This window comes from Actinomadura kijaniata NBRC 14229, assembly GCF_001552175.1.
Classification (GTDB): Bacteria; Actinomycetota; Actinomycetes; order Streptosporangiales; family Streptosporangiaceae; genus Spirillospora; species Spirillospora kijaniata.
In genome coordinates this window covers 87539-112121 of record NZ_BCQR01000007.1, presented here as the reverse complement: position 1 = coordinate 112121, position 24583 = coordinate 87539, and the positions used below count along the sequence as shown (strand labels likewise).

Here is a 24583-nt window from a genome sequence, read left to right as displayed (position 1 = left end):
TCATCCCTTCCGAAGGGTCCTGCCGAACGAATGCGCGGCGCGCCGCACGAGCCCGGCCAGGCCGGTCGGGGCCACGTACATCACCACGATGATCAACAAGCCGAAGATGACGCCGGGCGCCGCCTTGTTGACGTCCTGCGACAGGCTCGGCACGAACATCACGAACAGCCCGCCGAGCAGCGGGCCCCACGTCGCGCCCAGACCGCCGATCACCAGGCCCGCCAGCAGGGTGATCGACAGGTTGACGGTGAAGGAGTCCGGCGAGACGAACCCGATCACCCAGGTGTAGAGGCAGCCCGCCGCGCCCGCGAACATCGCGCTCCAGGCGAACGCCATCCGCTTGTGGAACGCCAGCCGCACGCCCATCACCTCGGCGGCGGTCTCGTTGTCGCGGACGGCGTGCAGCGCCCGGCCGACGCGCGAGCGCAGCAGGCTGTGGTTGACGGCCAGCGCCAGCAGCGCCGCCGCCAGGGTGAGGAAGTACAGCCACTGGTCCTCGGCCAGGCCGCTCCAGGCCGGGGGCCGCGGCTTGGCGAGGGTCAGCCCCATCGACCCGCCGGTCACCGACTCGAACCGTTTCAGCAGCGGCACCAGGAAGATCGCGATGGCGAGGGTGACCAGCGCCAGGTACAGCCCGTGCAGCCGGGTCGCCGGGACGCCCAGCGCCAGCCCGATCGCGAACGCGACCGCCGCCGCCGCCGGCAGCGTCACCGGGTAGGGCCACCCGCCGTGGAACATCATGATCGCCGTGCCGTACGCGCCGACCGCGAAGAACGCCCCGTGTCCCAGCGAGATCTGCCCGCCGTGCCCGACCAGCAGGTTCAGCCCGATCAGCGCCACCGTGTAGACCAGCACCATCGTGAGCTGGAAGACCCGGAACGGCACCAGCTGGAACGGCGCGGCGCAGACCGCCAGCAGCGCGGCGGTCAGCAGCAGGCCCCGCCAGCGCGCCCGGACCGCCGGGACGGGGCCGCGCCGTCCGGTGCCGCGTCGTTCGGCCATGACCGTGCCTCCGCTCATGCCCGTTCCACCGCCGCCCGGCCGAACAGCCCCTGCGGACGCAGCAGCAGCACGCCCAGGATGATCGCCAGCGGGACGCCGACCTTCAGGTCGGAGCCGACGAAGTCCAGATAGGCCCCGGAGAGCGTCTCGGCCACGCCGACGACCAGCCCGCCGACCACCGCGCCGGCCGGGCTGTCGAACCCGCCGAGGGTCGCCGCGGCGAACGCGTAGATCAGGACGCCGCCCATCATGTTGGGCTCCAGGAACAGCAGCGGCGCGACCAGCACGCCCGACACCGCGCCGACCGTGGCGGCCAGGCCCCAGCCGAGGGCGAGGGTCCAGCCGACCCGGATGCCCACCAGCCGCGCCGACTCCGGGCCGCTCGCCACCGCCCGCATCCCCAGGCCGATCTTGGTGTGCCGGAACAGCAGGTACAGCAGGCCCATGACGGCGGCGACCACGCCCATGACGCCGAGCGTGGAGTAGGCCACGCCCACTCCCCCGGCCTCCAGCGCGCCGCGCGGGAACGGGTTGGGAAAGTCCTTGATCAGGAACGACCAGATCCAGCCGGCCGCCGCGTTGACCAGGATGAACAGCCCCACGGTGACGATCACGACGGTGAGTTCGGGCGCGCCCTCCACGGGCCGGACGACCACCCGTTCGATGAGCATCCCGCCCGCGAACGCCACCGCCAGCGTCAGCACCAGGGCCAGCCAGAACGGCACCCCGGCGTGCGTGAACTGCCAGGCGATGTAGGTGGCGAACATGGCCAGCTCGCCCTGCGCGAAGTTCACGATCCCGGTGAACCGGTAGATCAGGACCAGGGCCAGCGCCAGGCTGGCGTAGATCGCGCCCGCGCCGAGGCCCTCGACGACCTGCTGCAGGAATCCGGCCATGGCTAGATCCGGTATCCGAGGTAGGACTGGGCGACCTGCTCGTCGGCCCGGATGTCGGCGGCCGAGCCCGACAGCGCGATCCGGCCGGTCTCCAGCACGTGCGCCTGCCCGGCGACGTCCAGCGCCAGATGGGCGTTCTGTTCCACGACGACCACGGTGGTGCGTTCCTCCCGGTTGATCGAGGCGACGATGCCGAACAGCTCCCGGGTGACCATCGGGGCCAGTCCGAGCGACGGCTCGTCCAGCAGCAGCAACCGGGGGCGCAGCATCAGCGCCCGGCCGATGGCGAGCATCTGCTGCTCGCCGCCGGAGAGGCTGCCCGCCTGCTGGCGGAGCCGTTTCTTCAGCGCGGGGAAGTAGCCGTACACGCGTTCCAGGTCGTCGCGGACGGCCGCCCGGTCGCGGCGCGTGTAGGCCCCGACCCGCAGGTTCTCCTCGACCGTCAGCGGCATGAACGTGCCGCGCCCCTCGGGGACGTGCGCCACGCCGAGGCGCGCCACCGCATCGGGGGAACGCCCGGCCAGCGGCACCCCGTCCAGCCGGACCGCGCCGCGCACGCGGACCATCCCGCACAGCGCCCGCAGCAGCGTGGTCTTGCCCGCGCCGTTCGGGCCGAGGATCGCGCAGATCTCGCCCTGCCCCACCGACAGCCCGACGCCGTGCAGCACCCGGACGTCGCCGTAACCGGCGTGCAGGTCCTCGACCTCCAGGAACGCCCCGCCCTTCGCGTTCATGCGGCCGTCCCCAGGTACGCCTCGATGACGGCGGGGTCGCGCTGGACCTCCTCGGGCGGGCCCTCGGCGATCCGGCGGCCGAAGTCCAGGCAGACGACCCGGTCGCAGGTCCCCATCACGAACCCCATGTGGTGCTCCACGACGACCACGGTCAGCGACAGCTCCTCGCGGAGGGCGCGCAGCGTGTCGGCGAACGCGTCGACCTCGCCGTGGCTGAGGCCGTTGACCGGCTCGTCCAGCAGCAGCAGGCGGGGACGTCCGGCCAGGGCGCGGGCCAGCTCGACGCGTTTCAGCGTGCCGAACGGCAGCCCCGCCGCCGGGTGGTCGGCGACGGCGGCCAGGTCCAGGCGGGCCAGGACCGCGTCGGCCTCCTCGCGCAACCGGGCCTCCTCGCGGCGCACCCGCGGCAGCCGCAGCGCGGCGGTGAGGAACCCGGCGCGGCCGTGGTGGTGCGCGCCGACCATGACGTTCTCGCGCACCGACATGCGCGGGAACAGGCCGAGGTTCTGGAAGGTGCGGCCGATGCCGAGCCCGGCGATCGCGTGCGGCGGCTCGGCGAGCAGGTCGCGGTCCTCGTAGCGGACCTCGCCGCCGTCGGCGCGGTGGCGGCGGGTCAGGCAGTTGAACAGCGTGGTCTTGCCCGCGCCGTTGGGGCCGATCAGCCCGACCATCGCGCCGCGCGCCACGGTGAAGCCGACCCCGTCCAGGGCCGTGATGCCGCCGAACCGGACGGTGAGCTCGTGGACCTCCAGCATCCGGCCTCCTGCGCGGGGTGGTGGCGGTGGTGCGCCAGCGTAGAATCCGCCTCCGGGCCGCACATTGGGCGCTGTCACCCAAGATGGGAACGGCGAGTTGTCCGCCGAGCACAGCACCGGTCCCGAAGTTGTCACGACACGTTGACGGTCCTCCGGGCGCCATGGATGATCCGCACATGTCCGGTGGTGACGGCACGGGAACGTTCACCGGGACGGACGCTGTCCGGACCGAGCGCACGCGTATCCTCTCCGAACTGCTCGGCCGCGTGGACGAACTGGCCGACCGCGCGGTCGCGGCCATCCGCGCGGAGATCCCCGCCTACGACGCGCAGGGCCCCGCGTTCCACGCCGACGTGCGCGAACAGGTGCTGCGCCACTACCGCAACAAGCTGGCGGCGTTCCTGGAGGAGCGCGAGGTCACCGTCGACGACATCGCCTTCACCCGGCGCGCGTCGATGCGCCGCGCGCGGGCCGGGTTCGCGCTGGCCGACTACATCAACGCCTACCGGGTCGGCCAGCAGGTGTTCTGGGACGCGATCGTCGAGCACGCGGGCGGCACCGACGTCGGCAACGTGGCCGCGCTGTCGCTGGCGTCGGCGCTGATGCGCTACATCGACTTCGTCAGCACGCACGCGGCCAACACCTACGTGGAGTACCAGCGGCAGGCCGCCGCCGAGGTGGCGCGGGAGAGCCGCGACCTGCTGGAGACGCTGCTGGCGGGCGCGCTCCCGGCGGGCGGCCCGCAGCTGGCCACCGCGCACGCGCACGGGCTGGGGCCCGACCCCCGCACCCCGCTGGTGGTGGTGGCGGCCGTGCTGGTCGGCCCCGACGCCGGGCCCGGCCGGGACGCCGCGACCGGCGCGGACTCCTGGCACGAGGCGGCCACGGCGATCGGGCACCTGGTGGTGAACGGGCGGCGCCCCCTGACGGTGCTGCGCGACTCGGAGATCGTCGCGGTGGCCGCGCTGGGGCCCGGCGGCGACCCCGGGCGGTTGTGCGACCGGATCCAGGAGGCGCGCGAGAGGCTGCTCGGCGAGGGCGTCGCGCTGGCGGTGGGCGTCAGCACCGTCGTGCCGGGGATGGCGGACGTCCCCCGCGCGCACCGGGAGGCGCGGACCGCGCTGGAGTTCCTGCCCGAGGAGGGCGGGGTGGCGGCGCTGCCGCGGATGCGGCCGTTCGAGTACCTGGCGCTGCGGGCCGACGGCACCGCGCGGCGGCTGGTCGACCCGTCGGTGGCGGGGCTGCTGGCCGAGGACCGGGCGCGCGGCGGGGTGCTGACCGCGACGATCCGCGCGTTCGCCGCCGCCGACCTGAACCTGCGGGCGGCGGCCGAACGGCTCCAGATCCACCACAACACCGCCCAGTACCGGCTGCGCCGCGTCCAGGAGCGGACCGGCCGGAACCCGCGGCACATCGCCGACCTGGTGGACCTGCTGGTCGCGATCGCGCTCCAGGACGCCGCGCCGCGGCGCACCAATCCGGCGCGGAAAGACTGGTCTCCGTGACCAATGAGAACGGTGGGACCTCCGCCGTAGCGTCGGGTCATGAACCTGGCTGACCGGCTGCGGACCGCCGCCGAACGGCTCGGCGGGCGGACGGTCCTCACCCTGGACCGCACCGACCTCGCCTACCGGGCGCTGGACGTCTGGAGCGCCCGGGTCGCGGCGCTGCTGCGGCGGCGCGGGATCGGGCCCGGCGACCGGGTCGCGGTCATGCTGCCGAACGTCCCCGAGTTCGCGGTCGTGTACTACGGGGCGCTGCGGGCCGGGGCGATCGTCGTCCCGCTGGACCCGCTGCTGAAGCGGCGGGAGATCGCGGCGTTCCTCGGCGACTGCGCGGCCCGGCTGGTGGTCGCCTGGCACGCGTGCGCCGAGGCCGTGGAGTCGGGCACGGCCGGGACCCGCACCGACTACCTGTTCGTGGTGCCCGGGGAGTTCCACCGGCTGCTGCGCGAGGAGCGGCCCGACCGCGCCGTCGCCCCGGCGGCGGCCGGGGACACCGCCGTGATCCTCTACAGCGCGGGAACGACCGGGCGGCCCCGGGGCATCGAGCTGACCCACGGCAACCTGGGGTCCAACGCCGCGGCGGTGGCGCGGGTGCAGGCGCTCGGCGTGGACGACGTGCTGCTGGGGGCGTTGCCGCTGTACCACGCGTTCGGGCTGACCTGCACGCTGAACGCCGCCGTCCACGCCGGGGCCCGGCTGACCCTGATGCCGCGGTTCGAGCCCGAACGCGCCCTGGAGGTGATCCGGCGGGACGGGGTGACGGTGTTCCCGGGCGTCCCGTCGATGTACATCGCGCTGCTGGACCTGCCGGGCGCGGCCGACCTGTCGCTGCTGCGGGTCTGCGTGAGCGGCGGCGCGCCGCTGCCGCTGGACGTGCTGCGCGCCTACCGGACGCGGTTCGGCTGCGTGATCTTCGAGGGGTACGGGCTGAGCGAGACCTCGCCGGTGGCGGCGTCCAACCGGGGCGGCGCGGGGCACCGGCCCGGCTCGATCGGGCGGCCCGTGCCCGGCGTGGCGATGCGGGTGGTGGACGAGCGGGGGCGGGAGGCGCCGCCCGGCGAGATCGGCGAGATCGTCGTGCGCGGGCCCAACGTGATGAAGGGCTACTGGAACGACCCGGAGGGCACCGCCGAGGCGGTCCGCGACGGCTGGTTCCACACCGGCGACCTGGGCCGGGTCGACGCCGACGGCTTCTTCTTCCTCGTCGGCCGCCGCCGCGAAGTGATCATCCGAGGCGGGTACACGGTGTACCCGCGCGAGGTGGAGGAGGTCCTGTACGAGCATCCGGCGGTGCGCCAGGCCGCCGTCGTGGGCGTTCCGCACCCCGAACTGGGCGAGGAGGTCGCCGCCGTGGTGGCGGTGCGCGCGCGGGTCCCGCCGGAGGAGCTGCGGGACTTCGTCCGCGAGCGCGTGGCCGCCTACAAGTTCCCCCGGCTGGTCCGGCTCGTGGACGAGCTGCCGACCGGCCCCACCGGAAAGATCATCAAACGCGCGTTGCGGCTGCCGCCCGCTCCGGCCGCCGCTCCCCCCACCCCGAGGAGGTGACGGCCGTGCGCCGTCGACGACCGGTGACCCTGACCGTCCTGACCGCCCTGTGCGCGGCGGTCCTGACCGCTCCGGCCGAGGCCGCGCGGGTCCCCGACGACCAGCCGCTGCCCGGCTACACGATCAGCAACCCGCCGCTGCCCCCGGCCCTGGTGGACGGGCGCCCCACCCGCGTCCACCAGGGCGTCCGGGGGCACGCCGCCTACATCATCGAGGTGCCGCCGAACTGGAACGGGCGGCTCATGATGTGGGCGCACGGCTACCGCGGCGACACCCGCGTGCTGACGGTGGACCCCCCGGCGTACGGGCTGCGGCAGAAGGTGCTCGACCAGGGGTACGCCTGGGCCGCCTCGTCCTACTACGCCAACGACTACGACGTGCGCGCCGGGGTGCTCAGCACCCGCACGCTGGCACGGCACTTCGCGCGCCAGGTCGGGGAGCCGCGCCGGACGTTCCTGGCCGGGGTGTCGATGGGCGGGCACATCGCGGCGCGGTCGATCGAGGAGTTCCCCGGCTTCTACGACGGGGCGATGCCGATGTGCGGATCGGTCGGCGACCACGCGCTGTTCGACTTCTTCCTGGACTTCCACGTCGTCGCGCAGGACCTGGCGGACCTGCCCGCCTACCCGCCGCCGCCCGACTACCAGACCGCGGTCGTCCCCCGGATCAAGCAGAGGCTCGGCCTCACCGCCCTGACGCCGGGCGGGCCGGACACCACCACCAAGCTCGGCGACCAGTTCCGCTCCATCGTGATCAACCGCAGCGGCGGGCCGCGCCCGGCGGACCGGGCGGCGTTCGCGTACTGGCAGAACTACCTGTTCGGCCTGGCCGCTCCCCCGACCGACGGGTCCCTGGCGCAGAACCCCGACCGCGTCGCGACGAACGTCCGCACGTTCTACACCCCGACCACGCCGGTCGACGTCAACCGGACAGTCCAGCGCGTCCGCCCCGCCGACCCGGCCAGCCGTCACACCCGCCGCCTCACGCAGGTCCCGTCCGTCTCGGGCCGCCTGACGGCGCCCGTCCTGTCCCTGCACAACATCGGGGACGTGTTCGTGCCGTTCTCGATGGAGCAGCGCTACCGCGCCGACGCCGACCGCCACCACCGGGGCCACCTGCTGGTGCAACGGGCGATCCGCGCCCTCGGCCACTGCGAGTTCAGCCCGGCCGAGGCGGGCCGGGCCTGGGACGACCTGGTCCGCTGGGAACGCGGCGGCCCCCGCCCCGAAGGCGACGACGTACGAAACCCGAAGAAGGTCGCCGCCCCCACCTACGGCTGCCGCTTCACCGACCCGACGGCCCACACCACAGGAACCCGCCGCTTCTACACCCCCTGCCCCACCGGCTGACCGTCCCGCGGCCCGCGCCGTCCTAGCGGCGGACGGCGCGGAGGAGGACGAATTTCGGGTTTGAGGCCACTGTGGTGCAGTTGCCGAAGATCCGGCGGAGTTTCACGTGGTAGCCGAGGTGGCGGTTGCCGATCACCCAGAGTTCGCCGCCCCGGTCCAGGGTGCGGCGGGCTCCGGTGAACATCTGCCAGGCCGTCGCGTCGGTGGTGGCCTGGTGGGAGTGGAACGGGGGGTTGTTCAGCACGAGGTCGGCCGAGCGGGGTTCCGCGTCGGTCAGGGCGTTGGCGGCGCGGAACTCCGCCCGGTTGGTCGCGTTGGCGCGGAAGGTCTCCTCGGCGGAGGCGACGGCCTGGTAGGACTCGTCGACGAAGAGGAGTTCGGCGTCGGGGTGCAGGAGGGCCGCCGCCATGCCGACCACGCCGTTGCCGCAGCCCAGGTCGATGACGCGGCCGAAGTCGCCCCGCGGGAGGTGCCGGAGGAGGAAGCGGGTGCCGATGTCCAGGTGGTCGGCGGAGAAGATGCCCGCGTGGTTGACGACGGGGCGGCCCGCGGCGGCGCCGGCGTCGGGGGGCAGGTCGTAGCGCAGCGGCCACGGGCTGGGGACGCGGGGCAGCGACGGGTCGGGCTCGCAGAGGATCAGCCGGGCCTTGCGCACGGCCAGCGAGGTGCGGGTCGGGCCGAGGATCGTCTCGAAGAGGTTCAGGGTCGAGGTGTGGATCTCCTTGACCATGCCGGTGCCGACGATCACCGTGCCCGCGTGCACGGCGGGCGCGAGGCGGCGGAGCTGGTCCTCCAGCAGCGACAGGCTCTTGGGGACGCGGACCAGCAGCGTGTCGATCCGGCCCGGCGGGGTGTCGCGCGTGGTCAGGAGCGTGACGGGCGGGCGGCCGTTGCGTTCCAGGTTCTCGGCGGTGGCGGTGCGGCCCAGGAACGAGTCGGTGATCTGGACGGGGCCGTGCCCGGCCAGGGCCGTGGTCAGCGCGCCCCACCGGTCGCCGAGCACGACCAGCGTGCCCGCGGGGTCCCAGCCGGTCTCGGCCAGGTGGCGCAGCAGGTACTCGTCGGCGGCGTCCCAGGCCCGCAGCCCGGAACGCTCGTCGTGCGGGTGGCGGACGAGCTCGAACTCACCCCACGGCGTCCCCAGATGTTCCATGGTCCGCCCAGGCTACCGGCCCGTTCCCGGCTGTCAGGGTCCAGCCGGCCGCCCGCGGTGTCTTGCCGGGAGATCGGAAAGCGCTTACGTTCGTCTCGTCCGGGGACTCGGAGGCGGTGGGTTGGGCGAGTTCGGTCTGGACGTGCGCGTCCTTGGTGATCTGACCGTCCGCGCGGGCGGGCGACCGGTCCGGCTGCCCGGTCCCGGGGCGCGGGCGCTGTTCGGGGCGCTGCTGCTCACGCCCGGCGAGGTCGTCGGCGAGGAACGGCTGCTGGACCTGGCCTGGGACGAGGAGCGGGGCACCCGCCGGGCGCTCCAGTGCGCCGTGCACCGGCTGCGCACCTGGTTGCAGGGGTTCGCCGGAACGCAGTGCGGTCTGGAGCACAGCGGTTCGGGCTACCGGCTGACGGTGGTGGGCGACGCCGTCGATCTGGTGCGGTTCCGGGAGGGGCTGCGGGCGGGCCTGGCCGCCGACGATCCCGAGGAACGGATGCGGCTGCTGGCGGGGGCGCTCGGCGAGTGGCAGGGACCGGTCCTGGGCGGGCGCCCCGGGTCGTTGGCGGCCGATCCGGCGGTGCGGGCCCTGGAGCACGAACGGGTCCTCTGCGCGGCGGCCCTCGCCGACGTGGCGCTGAACCTCGGGCGCGCCTCCGAGGCGGTGCCGCCGGTGAGCGCGGCGTCGCTGGCCGCGCCCTACGACGAGCCGTTGCAGGCGCGGCTGGTGCGGCTGCTGGCGGCGTGCGGGCGGCACGCCGAGGCGGTGCTCCAGGTGGAGCGGGTGCGGCAGCGGCTGGCCGACGACCTGGGGATCGCGCCGTCGCCGGAGCTGCGGGCCGCGCACGCCGCGGCGCTTCCGGGGGAACGGTCCGCGCCGCCCCGGCAGGTGCCGCCGGACGTGTGCGACTTCACCGGGCGGGACGCGGAGGTCGCGGCGATCGGCGGGCCGCTGCTGGCCGAGCACGACCGGCGGGGGCCGCTGGTGTTCGGGATCGCGGGGGCGCCCGGGGTCGGCAAGTCGGCGCTGGCGGTGCACGTGGCGCACCGGATGGCGGCGCTGTTCCCCGACGGGCAGCTCTACGCGGAGCTGCGGGCGGACGGCGCGCCGGTGGATCCGGCCGAGGTGCTGCGGCGGTTCCTGCGCGACCTGGGGGAGGTCGGGCTTCCGGCGACCCTGGAGGAGCGGGCCGCGCTGTTCCGGTCGCGGACGGCCGGGCGCCGGGTGCTGGTGGTGCTGGACGGCGCGGTGACGGCCGGGCAGGTGCGGCCGCTGGTGCCGGGGGCCGCGGGCTGTGCCGTGCTGGTCACCGGGCGGGCATGCCTGGCGGGGCTGACGGGGGTGCGGCTGGTGCGGCTGGGGCCGTTGGCCGAGGACGACGGGGTCCGGTTGCTGGGGCTGGTCGGGGGTGTCCCGCCGGGGCCGGAGGCCGTCGAGGTCGTGCGGCTGTGCGGGGGGCTGCCGCTGGCGTTGCGGGCCGCCGGGATGCGGCTGGCGTTGCGGCCGGGGCTGGGGGCGGCGGGGCTCGCGGCGGCGCTGCGCGATCCGCGACGGCGGCTCGGCGGCCTGGCCGTGCCCGGTCTGGCGGTGCGCAACGCGCTGGCCGCCGCCTACCACGAGCTGCCCGAACGCGAACGGTCGCTGTTCCTCTCCCTGGCGGTGCTGCCGGACGCGTTCACCGCCGGCGAGGCCGCCGTGGCGGTGGGCGGCGCCCCCGACGCCGTGGTGGAGGGGCTGGAGTCCCTGGTGGACGCGTGCCTGCTGGAGGTTCCGGGCGAGGACGGCGTCTACCGGGCCGCCGCGCTGGTCCGGCTGTACGCCGCCGAGGCCGCCCGGATTTTCTGAGAGCGGTTCGCGAGCGGGCCGAAAGCGGGGCTCGGTCAAGATGCAGCAGTGATCGCAGACAGCGGCCCCGGGCCGCGCCCGGAGGGCACCGTGGCGTCGGTGTTCCTCCGCTTCGATCCGCCGGAGCCACACGAGGGCGTGCTCGTCGTCCGGGCGGTGCCCACGGGCCCGCGCGAGCGCCGCCGTCCCGCCGCCGTCTCCCCGCTCGGCCACCTGGACGAGCGGGTGCCGCCGGGTGAGCCGGAACGCGACCTGGCGTTCGACGCGGGACGGTACGGCCAGGACGCCCTGGTGTGGGACTTCTCCGGAGAGGTGACCGGAATCGCCGGTATCACCGAGCCGTCGTCGCCGGAGACCCCGGCGGGCAAGGAGGAACAGCCGTGTCCGACGTCCTCACCCGAGACCCCCTGCTGACCACCCTGTCGATGGTCGACGGGCACCACGTCGAGCCGCAGCCGCCGGCCGACGAGCGGCTCCAGCCGCTCGCCTACCTCTACTCCGAGTGGGACGGCTCGCTGGCCGCCCCGCAGCCGGGCGACTACGACGAGCAGTCGCAGACCTGGTCGTTCCCCGACGGCATGCCGACCGCCGGGATCGCCACCTACACCAACACCAGTTGCTACATGGGGTCGGACCGCTGCCGCGACGACACGTGCGCCTGAGGACGGGAGCGCGGTGACCGACCCCACCGTCCTGGTCGTCACCCAGGACTTCGATCCGACCGTCGATCCGGTCATCCAGGCCCTCGGAGAGCGGGGCGCGCAGGTCGTGCGGGTGGACCTGAGCTACTTCCCGCGCCGGATGTCGTTCACGACCTCCGACTTCCGGGGGGAGCGGCGGCAGCTGCGGCACCGCGACCGCGTCGTCGACCTCGACGCGCTGTCGGCGGTGTGGTACCGCCGCCCGACCGGGTTCGACTTCGGTCCGGAGATGGGCGAGCCGGAACGACAGTTCGCCCGCAAGGAGGCCATGCAGGCGATCGGTGGCATCATGCGCGCCACCGGCTGCCTGTGGGTCAACCGGCCCGACGTCGACGCGATCGGCGATCTGAAGCCCTACCAGCTCCAGCTGGCCAAGCGCCTGGGGTTCCGGGTCCCGAGGACGCTGCTCACCAACGACCCGGCGGAGGTGCGGGAGCTGCTGGAGGCCGAGGACGAGCCGATCGTCTACAAGTCGCAGACCGGCGGGGTGATCCACTATCCGGGGGCGTTCCCGGGCGGGCTGCTCACCACGGTGGTCGGTGACGAGATCCACGAGCACCTCGACCGCGTGGGCCACACGATGTGCATGTTCCAGGAGTACGTCGAGAAGGCCTACGAGGTCCGGCTGACCGTCATCGGGAACACCTACTTCCCGGTGGTGATCAACTCGCAGGAGATGGACACGACGAAGGTCGACTGGCGGGGCGAGGCGGGCGAGCACTCCGTCCTGCCCTACGGCGACTACCGGCCGCTGCCCGACGACGTGGTCAAGAAGACCCAGGCCCTGCTGTCGGAGCTGAACGCCGTGTACGCCGCGGTCGACTTCATCGTCACCCCCGAGGGCGAGCACATCTTCCTGGAGGTGAACCCGGCCGGGCAGTTCATGTGGATGAAGTACGACCTGGACCTCCCCCTGCACGAGCACATGGCCGACCTGCTGGTGCGGGGCGGGCCGTTCGCGCGGGGCGAGGTGACCCAGGTCGGCTACTGAGATGCCGGCACTCCTGATCGGGTGTCAGGCGGCCGTCGCGGTCGCCTTCGCGGGCTCGGCGCTCGCGAAGGTGGCCGGGCGCGCCGCCTACGCCGACTTCCGGCGCTGGCTCGCGCGGACCGTCCGGGTCCCCGCGTGGGCCGCGCCCCTGGCGGTGGCCGCGGAGGCGGGCACGGCGGTGGCCGTGCTGGTCCCCGCGACCGCCGCGTTCGGGTTCGGGGCGGCGCTGGCGCTGCTGGCGGTGTTCACCGCGGCGCTGGCGTCGATGATCCGGCGGCGGGTGCGGGTGCCGTGCCGGTGCTTCGGCGCGGGCCGGCGTCCGCCGGGGCCGGTGCAGGTCGCCCGGAACGGCGCGCTGGCGCTGGTGGCGGCCGTCGGCGGCGTGTCGGCGGCGGCCGGGGCGGAGATCGTGTGGACGGCGGCGGTGGCGCCGCCGGTGGCGGCCGGGGCGGCGCTGGGCCTGCTGCTGGCCGAGCTGGAGGAGATCGTGGAGCTGGCGCGATGACCGTGCTGCTGAGCGTGGTGTGCCTGGTCAACACCCTGTTGCTGCTGGCGGTGATCCGGCGGCTGAACGAGCAGAACCGGATGCTGCGCGAGGGCGTCCCGGCCGGGGAGCGGCCGCCGCAGGGCTGGCCGCCGCCGATGGCGGTGGAGGCCGGGCAGAGGATCGGGGCGTTCCGCGTGGCCTCGCTGGACGGGGAGGTCGTCGCCAGCGACGAGCTGGAGGGCGAGGTGCTGGTCGGGTTCCTGGCCCCGGGGTGCCAGGCGTGCGACGCCAGCCTGCCGGGGTTCGTGGAGCGCGCCAAGGCGACGCCGGGCGGGCGCGACCGGGTGCTGGCGGTCGTGATGGGCGACGGGGCCGCGGCGGCCGAGGTCCACGAGCGGCTCGCGCCCGTCGCGCGGGTGCTGGCCGAGAACGAGGAGGAGGGGCCGCTCGCGACGGCGTTCGGGGTGGGCGCGCTGCCCGCGTTCGCCGTGCTGTCGGGCTCCACGCTGGTCGCCTCGCACTCGCTGATCGACCGGCTGGAGGCCCCGGCGACATGATCGCCGCGCTGGAGCTGGCGTGGGCGTCGGGCCGGGCACGGCTGCTGCTGCGGATGGTCCTGGCGGTGCTGGGCAGCGCCGTTCCGGTGGCGGCGGCCTGGCTGACCAAGGACGTGCTGGACCGGGTCGCGGCGGACCGCCCGGTGCTGGCGTCGGCGCTGCTGCTGGCGGTGGCGGGCGGGGCGGCGGCGCTGGTCCCCCAGGTGATCCAGTACGTCGAGGCGGAGGCGCAGCGCGCGGTGGACCTGACCGCGCGGGAACGCCTGTACGGGGCGCTGGCGCGGATGCCGGGGCTGCGCCGCCTGGAGGACCCGAGGTTCCACGACCGGTTGTCGCTGGCGGCCGAGACAGGGCCGACCGGGCCGTCGGAGGTGGTCGGCGGCGCGCTGGGGGCGGCGCAGGGGGTGCTGATGCTGGGCGGTTTCCTGGGGACGCTGGTGGTCCTGAACGCCTGGATGCTCGTCCCGGTGCTGCTGGCCGGGGCGGTGGCGCTGCACGGGCAGTTCCGGCTGGGCCGGTTCCGGGCGCGGCTGCACGGCGGCCTCGGGCACGCGCTGCGCCGCGAGTTCTTCTACGCGCAGCTTCTGACCAGCCTCAGCGCGGCCAAGGAGGTCCGGCTGTTCGGGCTGGGCGGGCTGTTCGGGGCGCGGATGCTGACGGAGCTGCGGTGGAGCAACGCCCAGCGCCGCCGCATGGACCGCCGGGAGCTGCTGGTGCAGGCCGGGCACGGGCTGCTGGGCGCGGTGGTGGCCGGGGCGGGCCTGGTGTGGGCGGTGGGCGCGGCCCGCGCGGGACGGCTGACGGTCGGCGACGTGTCGATGTTCGTCGCGGCGGTCGCGGGCGTGCAGGCGGGCCTGACGGTGGTGGTGTCGAGCCTCGGCCGCACCCAGGAGGCGCTGCTGCTGTTCGGCCACTACCGGCACGTGGTGACGGCCGGCCCCGATCTGCCCGCGCCGCCGGAGGGGGAGGTCCCGCCGCTGCGGCACGGGATCGAGCTGCGGGACGTGTGGTTCCGGTACGGCGAGGACCTGCCGTGGGTGCTGCGCGGCGTGAACCTGACGATCCCGGCGGGCGCGGCGACCGCGCTGGTCGGCCCGAACGGCGGCGGCAAGAGCACGCTGGTGAAGCTGCTGTGCCGCTTCTACGACCCGACGCGCGGCGCGATCCTGTGGGACGGGACCGACCTGCGGGACCTGCCGGTGGCGGGGCTGCGCCGCCGCATCGGCACGGTGTTCCAGGACTTCATGGCCTACGAGCTCAGCGCCGCCGAGAACATCGCGGTCGGCGACCCCGACGCCCGCGAGGACCGCGCGCGGATCGTCGCGGCGGCCCGCCGCGCGGGCTGCGATCCGGCGCTGGCGGCGCTGCCGTGGGGGTACGACACGGTGCTGTCGCGGGCGTTCGAGTCGGCGGAGCAGGACGACCCGGGTTCGGGGGTGCTGCTGTCGGGCGGCCAGTGGCAGCGGGTGGCGCTGGCGCGGGCGCTGCTGCGCGACCGCGCCGACCTGCTGATCCTCGACGAGCCGAGCTCCGGCCTGGACGCGGAGGCGGAGGCGGAGGTGCACCGGGGGCTGCGCGAGCACCGCGCGGGCCGCACCAGCCTGCTGATCTCGCACCGGCTGAGCACGGTCCGCGACGCCGACGCGATCGTGGCGCTGGAGGAGGGCGCGGTGGCCGAGCGCGGCACCCACGACGCCCTGCTGCGGGCCGGTGGCCTGTACGCCCGCCTGTTCACCCTCCAGGCCACCGGCTACCGCGACTAGCGCCGGGACTAGCGGGCGGGCAGGATCGTGCCGGTGACCTCGCCGAAGCCGATGCGGGTGCCGTTCGCGCCCGGCGCCACGGCGGTGATGGTCACCTCGTCGCCGTCCTCCAGGAACGTCCGGACCGAGCCGTCGTCCAGCTTCAGCGGCTCCTTGCCGCCCCAGCTCAGCTCCATCAGGCAGCCGCGCTGGTCCCTCTCGGGGCCGGAGACCGTGCCGGAGGCGTACAGGTCGCCGGTGCGGACCGACGCGCCGTTCACCGTCATGTGGGCGAGCATCTGCGCCGGGGTCCAGTACATGGTCGAGAACGGCGGGCGGGAGACGACCTGGTCGTTCACGCGGACCTCCAGGGACAGGTCCAGCGCCCAGTTGTCGGTGTCGGACAGGTAGGGCAGCAGGGTGTGGTCGCGCGGCGGCGGGGCGATGCGGGCCGCCTCCAAGGCCTCCAGCGGCACGACCCACGGGGAGACCGAGGTGGCGAACGACTTGCCGAGGAACGGCCCCAGCGGCACGTACTCCCAGGCCTGGAGGTCGCGCGAGGACCAGTCGTTGACCAGGCAGACGCCGAAGACGTGGTCGGGGAAGGCGTCGATGGAGACCGGCTCGCCCAGCGCGGAAGGTGTGCCGACGACGAAGCCGACCTCGGCCTCGATGTCGAGGCGCCGGGACGGGCCGAACGTCGGGAACGTCTCCTCGGGGGCCTTGCGCTGGCCCCGCGGCCGGACGATCGGGGTGCCGGACGGGACGACGGTGCCGGAGCGGCCGTGGTAGCCGATCGGCAGGTGCTTCCAGTTGGGGGTGAGGGGGTCGGTGTTCGGGCGGAACATCCGGCCGATGTTGGAGGCGTGGTGCTCGCTGGCGTAGAAGTCCACGTAGTCGCCGACCTCGAACGGCAGGTGCGGGGTCACCTCGGCGAGGGGGCGCAGGTGCGGTTCGACGGCGGCGCGGTGGGCCTCGTCGGTGAGCAGCTCCACCAGGCGGGCGCGGACGGCGCTCCAGCGGTCGCGGCCCTGCGCCATGAACGCGTTGAGGGTCGGCGCGGCGAACACCTCCGCGGCCGGGTCGGGGGCCAGGGCGGCGGCGAGGTCGAGCACGTGGCCGCCGATCCGCACGCCGCAGCGCGGGGCCGCCGAGCCGTGGGAGTACACGCCGTACGGCAGGTTGGTGATGCCGAACAGGGTGTCGGCGGGCAGGTCGAGCCAGGTCATCGGGTTCCGTTTCTCGTGATCAGGCCGAGGGCCAGCAGGTCGTCCACCGGGTCGGCGACGCTGCACGTGCCGAACGAGGCGAACGCGCCGCGCGCGGCGGCCAGGCGTTCGCCGGTCAGGTCGAACGCCGGGGAGCGGTCGGCGAGGATCGCGGCCAGGTCGGCGGGGGACGCGCCGTCCAGGGCGGCGCCGGTGGCCAGCAGCACGTTGAGGAAGCCGTGCTGCTCCAGGGATCCGTCGGTGTGCCGGACGGCGTGGTGGAGCCCGGCGGTGCACTTGAACGGCACGCCCCGCGCGACGGCGGCGTGGATGCTCCCGGCCAGCTCCCGTTCGGAGGGGTGGGCGTCGGGCACCAGGCCGCCGGTGCGGAACTTGGCCCGGTGGCGGGTGCCCGCCAGGGCGTCCAGGACGGTTTCGCGGCGGTCGTCGCGCGGCACCTCGACGTAGCCGAGGACCTGGTCGGTGAGGTGCTCGTCCAGGACGGCGAGCAGGTCCGCCAGCTCGGTGCCGGGCGGCACGGCGATCTCCACGGCGGCCAGCGACGCGTGCGGCAGGTCCGCGACGGCCTTCAGCGCCGGGGCGAGCGCGGAGGGTCCCTGCGGGACGGTGACGCTCAGCGCGATCGGGCGCCCGTCGAGGACGTCCGGCAGCTCGTGCAGGCGCGGCGCGGGGAACACCAGCGGGCCGACCAGCTCGGCGTACCAGGCGGCGTGGTGCCGGTGGTGCGCGGGCACGGCGTCGGGCAGCGGCATGTCGCCGGGCGGGAACAGCGCGGCGTCGTCCAGCAGCCCGGCCAGGGCCGGCAGGGGCAGCGGGCTCACCGGGGTCCCCGTCCCGCCCAGGTCCAGGCGTAGCGGTCGTCCTCGGCGGCCTGCCCGCCCTCGCCGATCTCCAGCGGCCGGAACGTGTCGACCATGACGGCCAGCTCGTCGAAGAACTCGGCGCCGATGCTGCGCTCGTAGGCCCCCGGCTGCGGGCCGTGGGCGTGGCCGCCCGGGTGCAGGGAGATGGAGCCCTGGCCGATGCCCGACCCCTTGCGGGCCTCGTAGTCGCCGCCGCAGTAGAACATGACCTCGTCGGAGTCCACGTTCGAGTGGTAGTAGGGCACCGGGATCGACAGCGGGTGGTAGTCCACCTTGCGCGGCACGAAGTTGCAGACGACGAAGTTGTGGCCCTCGAACACCTGGTGGACGGGCGGCGGCTGGTGGACCCGGCCGGTGATCGGCTCGAAGTTCGCGATGTTGAAGGTGTAGGGGTACAGGCAGCCGTCCCAGCCGACCACGTCGAACGGGTGGTGCGGGTACACGTACCGGGTGCCGACGATGCCGCCGCGGCCGCGGTGCTTGACGAGGACCTCGACGTCCTCGCCGTCGGCCAGCAGCGGCTCGGCGGGGCCGGTCAGGTCGCGTTCGCAGTAGGGGGCGTGCTCCAGGAACTGCCCGTACTTGGACAGGTAGCGCTTGGGCGGCGCGATGTGCGACTCGGCCTCGATGATGTAGACGCGCAGCGGCCGGTCGCCCTGCGGCACCCAGCGGTGGGTGGTGGCGCGCGGCAGGATCACGTAGTCGCCCTGCCCGACCCGCAGCTCACCGAACACGGTCTCCACGACGCCCTCGCCGGACTCGACGTAGGCGCACTCGTCGCCGATGCCGTTGCGGTACAGCGGGGAGGCCTCCCCGGCGGCGACGTAGGAGATGCGCACGTCGGAGTTGCCGAGCAGCAGGCGGCGGCTGGTGACCGCGTCGCTGCCCTTCCACTCCTGCTCGGCGAACAGGTCGTGGGTCTTCAGGTGCCGGGGCTTCAGCGGGTGGTTGGGCACGGTGGTCAGGTCCGGCAGCTCCCACGGGGTCGCGTCCACGATCGCCGAGGGGATGTGCCGGTGGTACAGCAGCGAGGAGTCGCTGGAGAAGCCCTCCTCCCCCATCAGCTCCTCGAAGTACAGGCCGCCCTCGGGGGTGCGGTGCTGGGTGTGGCGCTTGGGCGGGACGTCACCGACGCGCTGGTAGAACGCCATCGTCGTCTCCCTTCCTGGCGGGTTCGGTCGGTTCGGGGTCACCGAGTGCGCGGCGCAGGGCCCGCACCAGTCGCGTGCGGTCCGGGTTCGGCAGGACCGCGGCGATGTGGGCGTCCGGACGGACCATCCAGATCTCCCCGGATCGTACGGCGAGGGTCGCGGCGAGCTCCCCGGTGGCGTCGATCTCGGAGATCCGGTGGGTCCGGACGGGAACGCCGCCGCTGTCGGCGGCCGTGACCGGGACGGGATCGCCGTCCCCGGCCACGAGCAGGAGGAACCCGTCGCGGGCGAGCTCGCGGAGCCGGGTCGCGCCGCCCGCCCGCACCGGGACGTCGGGCAGCAGGACGCCGGGGCCGGGCGGGGGCGTCGCGCCGCGCGGCGGGCGGCCCGCGAACGGGCGGTGCGGGTCGGGGGTGGTCAGCGGCGAGTCGACGTACCAGAACGGCTCGTACAGCCGTCCCGAGTCGACCAGCGCGCGGGCGTCCGGGTCGTCGGCGGCGCGGGCGAGCACGTCGCGGCGGTGCCGCCGCTGCTCGTCGGTGTGCGGCACCAGGAAGTCCATGGTGGCGGTGGTGACGGCGAGGTTCTCCAGGGCGGCGGCGTGGCGTTCGGCGTGGTAGGACTCCAGCAGCCCCTCCCCCGCCCAGCCGTTGAGGACGAACGCGAGCTTCCAGGCGGCGTTCTCGGCGTCGGCGACGCCGGAGTTGAGGCCGCGCGCCCCGAAGGGGGCCATCAGGTGCGCGCAGTCGCCCGCCAGCAGCACCCGCCCGACGCGCATCCGGGACGCCACCCGCGACTGGAACCGGTACACCGACCGCCACACCACCTCGTGGGGGCGGTCGCCGACGATGGCGCGGACGCGGGCGTCGAGCGCGCCGCTCGCCTCCTCGGCGGCCAGGTCGAAGTCGGCGGGGACCTGCCAGTCGATGCGGTAGGTGCCGCCCGGGCAGGGGTGGATGAGGACCTGGCGGCCGGGGTTCCAGGCGGGGTCGAAGTAGAAGCGGCGCTCGGTGGCCCAGCCGGGCAGGTCGGCGCGGATGTCGCAGATGAGGAAGCGGTCGTCGAAGGAGTGCCCGGTGAACTCCACGCCGAGCGCCGCCCGCAGCGGCCCGCCGTGCGCCCCGGCGCAGAGGACGGCGTGGGGGGCGCGCAGGGAGCGGCCGCCGTCGCAGGTGACGGTGACGCCGTCGGCGTCCTGGTCGAGGCCGGTGACCCGGTGGTCCCAGCGGACGTCGATCAGGGGCGAGGCGGCGACGCGCTCGTCGAGGATCTGCTCGGTGCGCGCCTGCGACAGGTTCACGAACGGCGGGAACGCCGAGCGGCCCCGCCCGCCGAGGGTGAGGGCGAACAGCTCGCGGTCGCGGTGGAAGGTGCGGGCGGTCGTCCAGGTGACGCCCTCGGCGGCGACGCGGCGGCCCGCGCCGACGCCGTCCCACACGTCCAGCACGTCGCGCTGCTGGCAGATGGACCGGGAGCCGGTCAGGTCGCGGGCGGGGCGGGCGTCCAGCAGCGCGACCGGGACGCCCCGGCGGGCGAGCAGCAGCGCGGTGGTCTGCCCGACCGGCCCGTTGCCGATCACCACGACGCCGACGCCGCCGGCGGCCCCGTCCACGGGCATGGCCTGCGCTCCCCTCACCCCTGCAGCCGCTCCCAGACCTCGCGGTCGCGCGCGGCGGTCCAGATGACCGGGCGTTCGGTCCCCGACAGCTCGTCCCACAGGCGCGCCACGTCGAACGGCAGGCAGTGCTCGAAGATCGGCCACTGGCCGTAGCGGTCGGCGAGGGCGGCGTGGGCGCGGTCGAACGCCTCCTTGAGCGTCCCCCCGGCGGCGTGGACGGCGCCGACCTCGCGCAGCAGCGTGTCCAGGAAGTGGCGGGTCTGGGCGATGGCGGCGTCCACCGCGTCCCGGCCGCGCGCGACCGCGCCGCGCCCGCCGACCAGGGTCTCGGCCCCGAGGGCCGCGACCGCGTCCAGCGTGGTGGTCGCCCACCGCCGGTGGTGGGCGTCGCCGGTGTAGAGCGCGGCCTGCGACTCCACCAGGTCCCCGGCGAACATGATCCTGTGCCGGGGCAGCCAGGCCACGATGTCGCCCTCGGTGTGCCCGGGACCGCAGTACTTCAGCACCAGGTCGCCCCGGTCGCCGCCGAGGGGGATGGTGGCGGTGTCGCCGAACGTCAGCGTCGGCCAGGTGAGCCCGGGGATGGAGTCCGGGTCCTTGAACAGGCGCGGCATCCGCCCGTACTCGCTCTCCCAGTCCTGCCTCCCGCGCTCGGCGATCAGGGCGCGGGTGTTGTCGTGCGCGATGATCACCTGGGCGTCGAAGGCGCTCGCGCCCAGCACCCGCACCGCGTGGTAGTGCGACAGGACCAGGTAGCGGACGGGCTTGTCGGTGTGCTCGCGCAGCCGCTCCAGCCAGGCGCGGGCGGCGGTCGGCGTGGCCATGGCCTCGAAGCAGACGAGGAAGTCCTCGCCCTCGATCGCGCCGACGTTGGGGTCGCCCTCGGCGGTGAGCGCGTAGACGCCGTCGGCGAGCACCTCCAGGGTCTGCTGCTTGTCGGCGAGATCCGCCGACGAGGCGAACGCCTTCCCCATGGACTCCCCCTCGCCGTTTGATAAAAGCTTTGATTATCTGGTGGGATCACTGTAACCCAGGCCACAGCAGAACGGAAGGGTAGGGTGCGGTCATGCCCGACGATCCCGGCGAACTGGACTTCCTGTCGTTCGTCGACTTCGCGGTCGCCCGGACGACCGCCGAACTGCCCTCCGTGGACGCCGACGCGATGCGGCTCAGCCTGACGCTCAGCCGCCTGGCCAGCGCGCTGGTCTACGACTGGGAGTCCACGGTGCACCGGCCGCGCGGGCTGAGCTGGAGCGGGTTCCGGGTGCTGTTCGTGCTGTGGCTGGCCGGGCCGCTGGAGGCCAAGCGGGCGGCGGTGCTGACGGGCATGAGCCGGGCGGCGGTGTCGGCGCTGGTCAACACCCTGGAACGGGCCGGTCTGGTGACGCGGCGGCCCGCCGACCACGACGGGCGCGCGGTGACGCTGGAGCTCACCGACGCCGGGCACGACGCGATCACCGGCGCGTTCCAGGAGCACAACCGGCGCGAACGGGTCCTGGCCGACTCCCTCAGCAAGCAGGAGCGGACCCAGCTGATCGGGTTGCTGGAGAAGCTGATGACGAGCCCGGCCGCCGCCGAGATGAAGCGGCGTTCCTGAGGCCCGCCACCGCTCCTCCCGCCCTCGTCCTCCCTACTTGCCCCGGCCCTTGACCTGCCAGTTGTCGATCGTCTGGGCCATGGCCTGCCACAGCCGTTCCTGGTCGGTCTTGGACAGCCCCTCCTCAGGCCCGTCGTAGTCGCGGCCCATCCGCAGCTTGACCTCGGCCTTGCCGATGGACTGCGCGGCGCGGAGCCCGGCGAAGGCGGCGTACCGGAAGTCGTTCCACGCCCCGCCCAGCGTCTTCTTCAGGTCCGCGGTCCCGAGCCGGTCCCCGATCTCCCGGCACAGGTCGGTGAAGCACCGCGCGACCTCGAACGGCTCGAACCGGTGCTCGGCCGGGACGACGCCGCGGCAGGCGATCTTCTGCACGAGGACCTTCAGGTCGGCCTTCGGCAGCTTCAGCAGGCCCTCCAGGTACCCGGCCGCGGCGTCGAGCTCCCGCTCGCCGCGTTTCACGCCGACCTCCAGCAGCCCCTTCAGGATCCGCTTGCCGGACGCGGTCGGGACGTGGCCGAGCTCGATGCGCGTGTAGCCGGGCACCCGGCCCTGCCACTGCTCCATGCGCCCCTCCTGGAGGTTGTACCTCTCCTCCAGGTAGACGGTCCGGGCGCCCAGCAGCGCCGGTCCCTCCAGCGCGCCGCTGCGCATCCCGACGTTCATGAAGTTCATCTTCTTCTCGACCAGGTAGGCGAACAGCGCCAGCTGGGCGCGGCGGTCGCCGCCGACGAACGGCGAGCCCTGCTCGGTCCAGTACTCGGTGAGGTCGATGTCGACGTCGGGGTGGGCCAGCCCGTGCCCGGAGTCGCCGATCATCACGACGGTGGCGTTCTGGATGAGCCTGCCCTCCCGCAGCACCCCGATGAGGTCGCGGATGGCCGCCACGCTGGTGTCCAGCTCCTGGTGCGCGCCACCCTTGGCGCCGCTGCGCCGGAACCACACGAAGCAGTACGCCCGGTCGCCCCGGTCGAACTTCTCCGTCACCCACTGGGCGATCGTCTTGCCGCCGCCGGGCGCGGTCACCTGGCCGGTCCGCCATCCGGCGGGCAGCCACTCCCGGGCGAGCGCGTCGCGGGCCCGGGCGGCCGTCTCGGCGGTGGTCCCGAACGCCTCGGCGACGGCGGCGGTGCCCCGGCCGATCGCCACGCACCGCTGGACGTTCGCCAGGATCGGCGGCCGCCCGAGGGGGAAGACGCGGGCCGGGAAGTTGCCGTCCTGGGCGAGCCGGTAGGCCGCCTCGCAGTCGGTGGTGGGGACCAGGGCGACCCGGGGATGCTGCGCGCCGCCCGCGCCGTCGTAGAACCGCAGCAGGTGCGCGCGCACGTCGCGGTCGGCGTTGGCGGCCGGGTCGTAGAACAGTGCCAGGCCCATGCCGGGGTTGAGCGTCAGGGCGGCCGAGACGCCGAACATGTCGCCGCTCATGTAGGCGGCCTGCGCCAGGACGGTGTCCAGGCCGTCCGGCGGGACGTCGCGCCGGGGCAGCGCGTTGAAGCCGACCCCGTGGTGTTTCCAGTCGATCGCCGCGACCATCACGTCCCGCGCCGGGCCGAGGTAGGTGTGGTAGAGCCGGGCGAGGTCGCGGGCGTGCCCGTCCTGGCCGCCGATGTGCGGGTGGAGCTGTTCCAGCAGGTCCCCGACGAGCTTGTAGGTCTGGTCGTAGGCCCCCACCCGCTCCTCGTCGGTGGGGTCGGCGGCGATGGTGCGCACGTGGCGCAGGAGCCGCCGCAGGAGCTTCTCGTACTCGTCGGCCTCCTGGGGCGTCGGCCCGCCCACGACCGTCGCCGTGAGGGGGACCACCTCCCTCCGGATGTCCAGGAAGTCGTCGATCAGCCATTGCGGGAAGGGGGTGGTCATGGGGGACGCCTTCCGTCCGGGCCGCCGCGCTGCGGCCTGCCCCGCCACCGCATCCCCGCCGTGACCGGTTGTCAATGGAAGATCGCGCAGAGTGGATCTCGCCGGGGACGTTCCCGCAGGCAGCGCGTCCGCCCGGACGGACGGCTGGCCCGACATGGCCAGGCGGCCGCCCGGCGCGGGGTCAGCTCAGCAGGATCCGCGGGGCGGCCTGCCTGATGTGGGCGGCGGCCCAGCTCCTCTGGCGCAGCGTCTCGGGGTGGCAGCGCCGGACGGTGGCCAGCAGGTCCTCGTCGCGGGCCGCCTCGGCGGTCCGGTCGAGCATCTCCCACTCGACGGAGATCTCGGCGGCGCGGGTGTGGACGCGGCGCAGGTCGTGCAGCAGCGCCAGGCCGGACGCCGGGTGCAGTCCGGCCAGTTCGGCCCCCTTGTCGCGGAGCCGCTCGACCAGGCCGGGTTCGACGGGCGGATCGGGGTCCAGGTCGGCGCCGAAGCGGCGGGCCGCCTCGGCGATGCCGGCCAGATGGCCGCGCGACCGCTCCGCCAGCTCCCGGGCCGTCCGGTGGACCTCGTGCTCGGCCTTGTGGACGTCGGAGACGTGCAGCAGGTCGCGGGCCATGTCGTGTTCGTGGTGGTACAGGTCGCGCAGAACGCTGGCGATGGTCATCTGCGGTCTCCAGGAGCGGCGAGACGTGCGGCGGTCTTGCGGATCGGCTGTTCGGAGAGGAGATCCCGGTCGGCGCGCGGGAGCCGGGGCGCACCGGGGCCGCGGGGAACGCGGTCGCCCCAAGCCCCGGCGATGCGGTCGTCGGATGCCACGGTGGCCTCCCGTGCGGAACACTCTGCACGTGGTCACCTCCCTCCGCGCGCGTCCTTCAAACGTCGCGGGGCAACGCCGGGCGGCGCACCGCCGATCGCCGACCGTGGCATCCGGCGATCGGCGGTGCGGCCGGACCCCTCTGGAATATCCTGGACGCGCCCCCGCACATGGTCGACGACATGCGCCACCGCACCGTG

At 74.4% G+C, this 24583-nt stretch carries 23 protein-coding genes; 11 read left to right on the top strand and 12 right to left on the bottom strand.

All coding sequences use genetic code 11. The features are described 5' to 3' along the window. Genes AKI01S_RS02905 through AKI01S_RS02890 form a run of 4 tightly spaced genes read right to left on the bottom strand, consistent with a single transcriptional unit; the run spans window position 1 to window position 3387 of the window. Complete coding sequence (locus AKI01S_RS02905) at window positions 1-1020, bottom strand: branched-chain amino acid ABC transporter permease (RefSeq protein WP_245681451.1); 1020 nt, start codon at window positions 1018-1020, stop codon at window positions 1-3. Next, window positions 1017-1898, bottom strand: coding sequence for a branched-chain amino acid ABC transporter permease (locus AKI01S_RS02900; RefSeq protein ID WP_067811970.1), 882 nt, complete (start codon window positions 1896-1898; stop codon window positions 1017-1019). Before AKI01S_RS02900 ends, AKI01S_RS02905 begins: the two co-directional genes overlap by 4 nt. A gap of 2 nt (window positions 1899-1900) precedes the next feature. Then, complete coding sequence (locus AKI01S_RS02895) at window positions 1901-2632, bottom strand: ABC transporter ATP-binding protein (RefSeq protein ID WP_067811967.1); 732 nt, start codon at window positions 2630-2632, stop codon at window positions 1901-1903. Next, complete coding sequence (locus AKI01S_RS02890) at window positions 2629-3387, bottom strand: ABC transporter ATP-binding protein (protein ID WP_067811966.1); 759 nt, start codon at window positions 3385-3387, stop codon at window positions 2629-2631. The genes AKI01S_RS02895 and AKI01S_RS02890 overlap by 4 nt, the downstream gene beginning before the upstream one ends. 176 nt (window positions 3388-3563) lie before the next feature. Here AKI01S_RS02890 and AKI01S_RS02885 point away from each other — a divergent pair, with 176 nt between their 5' ends. Genes AKI01S_RS02885 through AKI01S_RS02875 form a run of 3 tightly spaced genes read left to right on the top strand, consistent with a single transcriptional unit; the run spans window position 3564 to window position 7786 of the window. After that, window positions 3564-4892: a PucR family transcriptional regulator gene (locus tag AKI01S_RS02885; protein WP_067811964.1), complete on the top strand. Its 1329-nt coding sequence runs from the start codon at window positions 3564-3566 to the stop codon at window positions 4890-4892. 39 nt (window positions 4893-4931) lie between these two features. Continuing rightward, window positions 4932-6437 (top strand): long-chain-fatty-acid--CoA ligase, encoded by a 1506-nt coding sequence (locus AKI01S_RS02880; RefSeq protein WP_067811960.1) that lies wholly within the window; start codon window positions 4932-4934, stop codon window positions 6435-6437. A gap of 5 nt (window positions 6438-6442) precedes the next feature. After that, window positions 6443-7786 (top strand): DUF6351 family protein, encoded by a 1344-nt coding sequence (locus tag AKI01S_RS02875; RefSeq protein WP_157419627.1) that lies wholly within the window; start codon window positions 6443-6445, stop codon window positions 7784-7786. A gap of 22 nt (window positions 7787-7808) precedes the next feature. Here AKI01S_RS02875 and AKI01S_RS02870 read toward each other — a convergent pair whose 3' ends face one another. Beyond that, on the bottom strand, window positions 7809-8939 hold the full coding sequence (locus AKI01S_RS02870; protein ID WP_218009535.1) for a methyltransferase: 1131 nt from the start codon (window positions 8937-8939) through the stop codon (window positions 7809-7811). Window positions 8940-9060: 121 nt separating this feature from the next. Here AKI01S_RS02870 and AKI01S_RS02865 point away from each other — a divergent pair, with 121 nt between their 5' ends. From AKI01S_RS02865 to AKI01S_RS02835, 7 genes are read left to right on the top strand one after another with little or no spacing between them, the layout of a single operon-like run. After that, window positions 9061-10779 carry an AfsR/SARP family transcriptional regulator gene (locus AKI01S_RS02865; protein ID WP_067811956.1) on the top strand — a complete coding sequence of 573 codons (1719 nt, stop codon included), beginning with the start codon at window positions 9061-9063 and terminating at the stop codon, window positions 10777-10779. A 48-nt stretch (window positions 10780-10827) separates the two neighbouring features. Beyond that, entirely contained in the window at window positions 10828-11193 is a 366-nt protein-coding gene (locus AKI01S_RS02860; RefSeq protein WP_067811954.1) for a hypothetical protein, read from the top strand. Then, window positions 11160-11441 carry a hypothetical protein gene (locus tag AKI01S_RS02855; RefSeq protein ID WP_067811952.1) on the top strand — a complete coding sequence of 94 codons (282 nt, stop codon included), beginning with the start codon at window positions 11160-11162 and terminating at the stop codon, window positions 11439-11441. The genes AKI01S_RS02860 and AKI01S_RS02855 overlap by 34 nt, the downstream gene beginning before the upstream one ends. Window positions 11442-11454: 13 nt before the next feature. Next, window positions 11455-12471, top strand: a complete 1017-nt coding sequence (locus AKI01S_RS02850; protein ID WP_067811951.1) for an MvdC/MvdD family ATP grasp protein — start codon at window positions 11455-11457, stop codon at window positions 12469-12471. Window position 12472: 1 nt separating this feature from the next. Continuing rightward, the gene (locus tag AKI01S_RS02845; RefSeq protein WP_067811949.1) at window positions 12473-12976 is read left to right on the top strand and encodes a MauE/DoxX family redox-associated membrane protein; all 504 of its coding nucleotides are present in this window, start codon (window positions 12473-12475) and stop codon (window positions 12974-12976) included. Beyond that, window positions 12973-13515 (top strand): TlpA family protein disulfide reductase, encoded by a 543-nt coding sequence (locus AKI01S_RS02840; RefSeq protein ID WP_067811947.1) that lies wholly within the window; start codon window positions 12973-12975, stop codon window positions 13513-13515. Before AKI01S_RS02845 ends, AKI01S_RS02840 begins: the two co-directional genes overlap by 4 nt. Next, window positions 13512-15278: an ABC transporter ATP-binding protein gene (locus AKI01S_RS02835; RefSeq protein ID WP_067811946.1), complete on the top strand. Its 1767-nt coding sequence runs from the start codon at window positions 13512-13514 to the stop codon at window positions 15276-15278. Before AKI01S_RS02840 ends, AKI01S_RS02835 begins: the two co-directional genes overlap by 4 nt. A gap of 8 nt (window positions 15279-15286) precedes the next feature. Here the strand turns inward: AKI01S_RS02835 and fahA are convergent, their stop codons facing one another. From fahA to AKI01S_RS02810, 5 genes are read right to left on the bottom strand one after another with little or no spacing between them, the layout of a single operon-like run. Next, window positions 15287-16486 (bottom strand): fumarylacetoacetase, encoded by a 1200-nt coding sequence (fahA, locus tag AKI01S_RS02830; protein WP_067811945.1) that lies wholly within the window; start codon window positions 16484-16486, stop codon window positions 15287-15289. Then, entirely contained in the window at window positions 16483-17307 is an 825-nt protein-coding gene (locus tag AKI01S_RS02825; protein ID WP_369688696.1) for a hypothetical protein, read from the bottom strand. Before AKI01S_RS02825 ends, fahA begins: the two co-directional genes overlap by 4 nt. Then, on the bottom strand, window positions 17304-18500 hold the full coding sequence (locus AKI01S_RS02820) for a homogentisate 1,2-dioxygenase (protein ID WP_067811944.1): 1197 nt from the start codon (window positions 18498-18500) through the stop codon (window positions 17304-17306). Before AKI01S_RS02820 ends, AKI01S_RS02825 begins: the two co-directional genes overlap by 4 nt. Continuing rightward, window positions 18475-20118 carry an FAD-dependent monooxygenase gene (locus AKI01S_RS02815; protein ID WP_067811943.1) on the bottom strand — a complete coding sequence of 548 codons (1644 nt, stop codon included), beginning with the start codon at window positions 20116-20118 and terminating at the stop codon, window positions 18475-18477. Before AKI01S_RS02815 ends, AKI01S_RS02820 begins: the two co-directional genes overlap by 26 nt. 14 nt (window positions 20119-20132) lie before the next feature. After that, entirely contained in the window at window positions 20133-21092 is a 960-nt protein-coding gene (locus AKI01S_RS02810) for an MBL fold metallo-hydrolase (protein ID WP_067811941.1), read from the bottom strand. Window positions 21093-21184: 92 nt separating this feature from the next. Here AKI01S_RS02810 and AKI01S_RS02805 point away from each other — a divergent pair, with 92 nt between their 5' ends. After that, window positions 21185-21715: a MarR family winged helix-turn-helix transcriptional regulator gene (locus AKI01S_RS02805; RefSeq protein WP_067811940.1), complete on the top strand. Its 531-nt coding sequence runs from the start codon at window positions 21185-21187 to the stop codon at window positions 21713-21715. A 33-nt stretch (window positions 21716-21748) separates the two neighbouring features. Here the strand turns inward: AKI01S_RS02805 and AKI01S_RS02800 are convergent, their stop codons facing one another. Further along, on the bottom strand, window positions 21749-23569 hold the full coding sequence (locus AKI01S_RS02800) for a hypothetical protein (protein WP_067811939.1): 1821 nt from the start codon (window positions 23567-23569) through the stop codon (window positions 21749-21751). 181 nt (window positions 23570-23750) lie between these two features. Then, a complete protein-coding gene (locus tag AKI01S_RS02795) occupies window positions 23751-24233 on the bottom strand; it encodes a hypothetical protein (protein ID WP_067811937.1) in 483 nt (160 codons plus the stop codon). Window positions 24234-24583 lie beyond the last annotated feature (350 nt).

What these genes read in the sequence shown, in the direction of transcription:
- AKI01S_RS02905 (WP_245681451.1), bottom strand. Translation starts at nt 1,020, where the DNA reads ATGAGCGGAGGCACGGTCATGGCCGAACGACGCGGCACCGGACGGCGC.
- AKI01S_RS02900 (WP_067811970.1), bottom strand. Translation starts at nt 1,898, where the DNA reads ATGGCCGGATTCCTGCAGCAGGTCGTCGAGGGCCTCGGCGCGGGCGCG.
- AKI01S_RS02895 (WP_067811967.1), bottom strand. Translation starts at nt 2,632, where the DNA reads ATGAACGCGAAGGGCGGGGCGTTCCTGGAGGTCGAGGACCTGCACGCC.
- AKI01S_RS02890 (WP_067811966.1), bottom strand. Translation starts at nt 3,387, where the DNA reads ATGCTGGAGGTCCACGAGCTCACCGTCCGGTTCGGCGGCATCACGGCC.
- AKI01S_RS02885 (WP_067811964.1), top strand. Translation starts at nt 3,564, where the DNA reads ATGTCCGGTGGTGACGGCACGGGAACGTTCACCGGGACGGACGCTGTC.
- AKI01S_RS02880 (WP_067811960.1), top strand. Translation starts at nt 4,932, where the DNA reads ATGAACCTGGCTGACCGGCTGCGGACCGCCGCCGAACGGCTCGGCGGG.
- AKI01S_RS02870 (WP_218009535.1), bottom strand. Translation starts at nt 8,939, where the DNA reads ATGGAACATCTGGGGACGCCGTGGGGTGAGTTCGAGCTCGTCCGCCAC.
- AKI01S_RS02845 (WP_067811949.1), top strand. Translation starts at nt 12,473, where the DNA reads ATGCCGGCACTCCTGATCGGGTGTCAGGCGGCCGTCGCGGTCGCCTTC.
- AKI01S_RS02840 (WP_067811947.1), top strand. Translation starts at nt 12,973, where the DNA reads ATGACCGTGCTGCTGAGCGTGGTGTGCCTGGTCAACACCCTGTTGCTG.
- AKI01S_RS02835 (WP_067811946.1), top strand. Translation starts at nt 13,512, where the DNA reads ATGATCGCCGCGCTGGAGCTGGCGTGGGCGTCGGGCCGGGCACGGCTG.
- fahA (WP_067811945.1), bottom strand. Translation starts at nt 16,486, where the DNA reads ATGACCTGGCTCGACCTGCCCGCCGACACCCTGTTCGGCATCACCAAC.
- AKI01S_RS02820 (WP_067811944.1), bottom strand. Translation starts at nt 18,500, where the DNA reads ATGGCGTTCTACCAGCGCGTCGGTGACGTCCCGCCCAAGCGCCACACC.
- AKI01S_RS02815 (WP_067811943.1), bottom strand. Translation starts at nt 20,118, where the DNA reads ATGCCCGTGGACGGGGCCGCCGGCGGCGTCGGCGTCGTGGTGATCGGC.
- AKI01S_RS02810 (WP_067811941.1), bottom strand. Translation starts at nt 21,092, where the DNA reads ATGGGGAAGGCGTTCGCCTCGTCGGCGGATCTCGCCGACAAGCAGCAG.
- AKI01S_RS02805 (WP_067811940.1), top strand. Translation starts at nt 21,185, where the DNA reads ATGCCCGACGATCCCGGCGAACTGGACTTCCTGTCGTTCGTCGACTTC.
- AKI01S_RS02800 (WP_067811939.1), bottom strand. Translation starts at nt 23,569, where the DNA reads ATGACCACCCCCTTCCCGCAATGGCTGATCGACGACTTCCTGGACATC.
- AKI01S_RS02795 (WP_067811937.1), bottom strand. Translation starts at nt 24,233, where the DNA reads ATGACCATCGCCAGCGTTCTGCGCGACCTGTACCACCACGAACACGAC.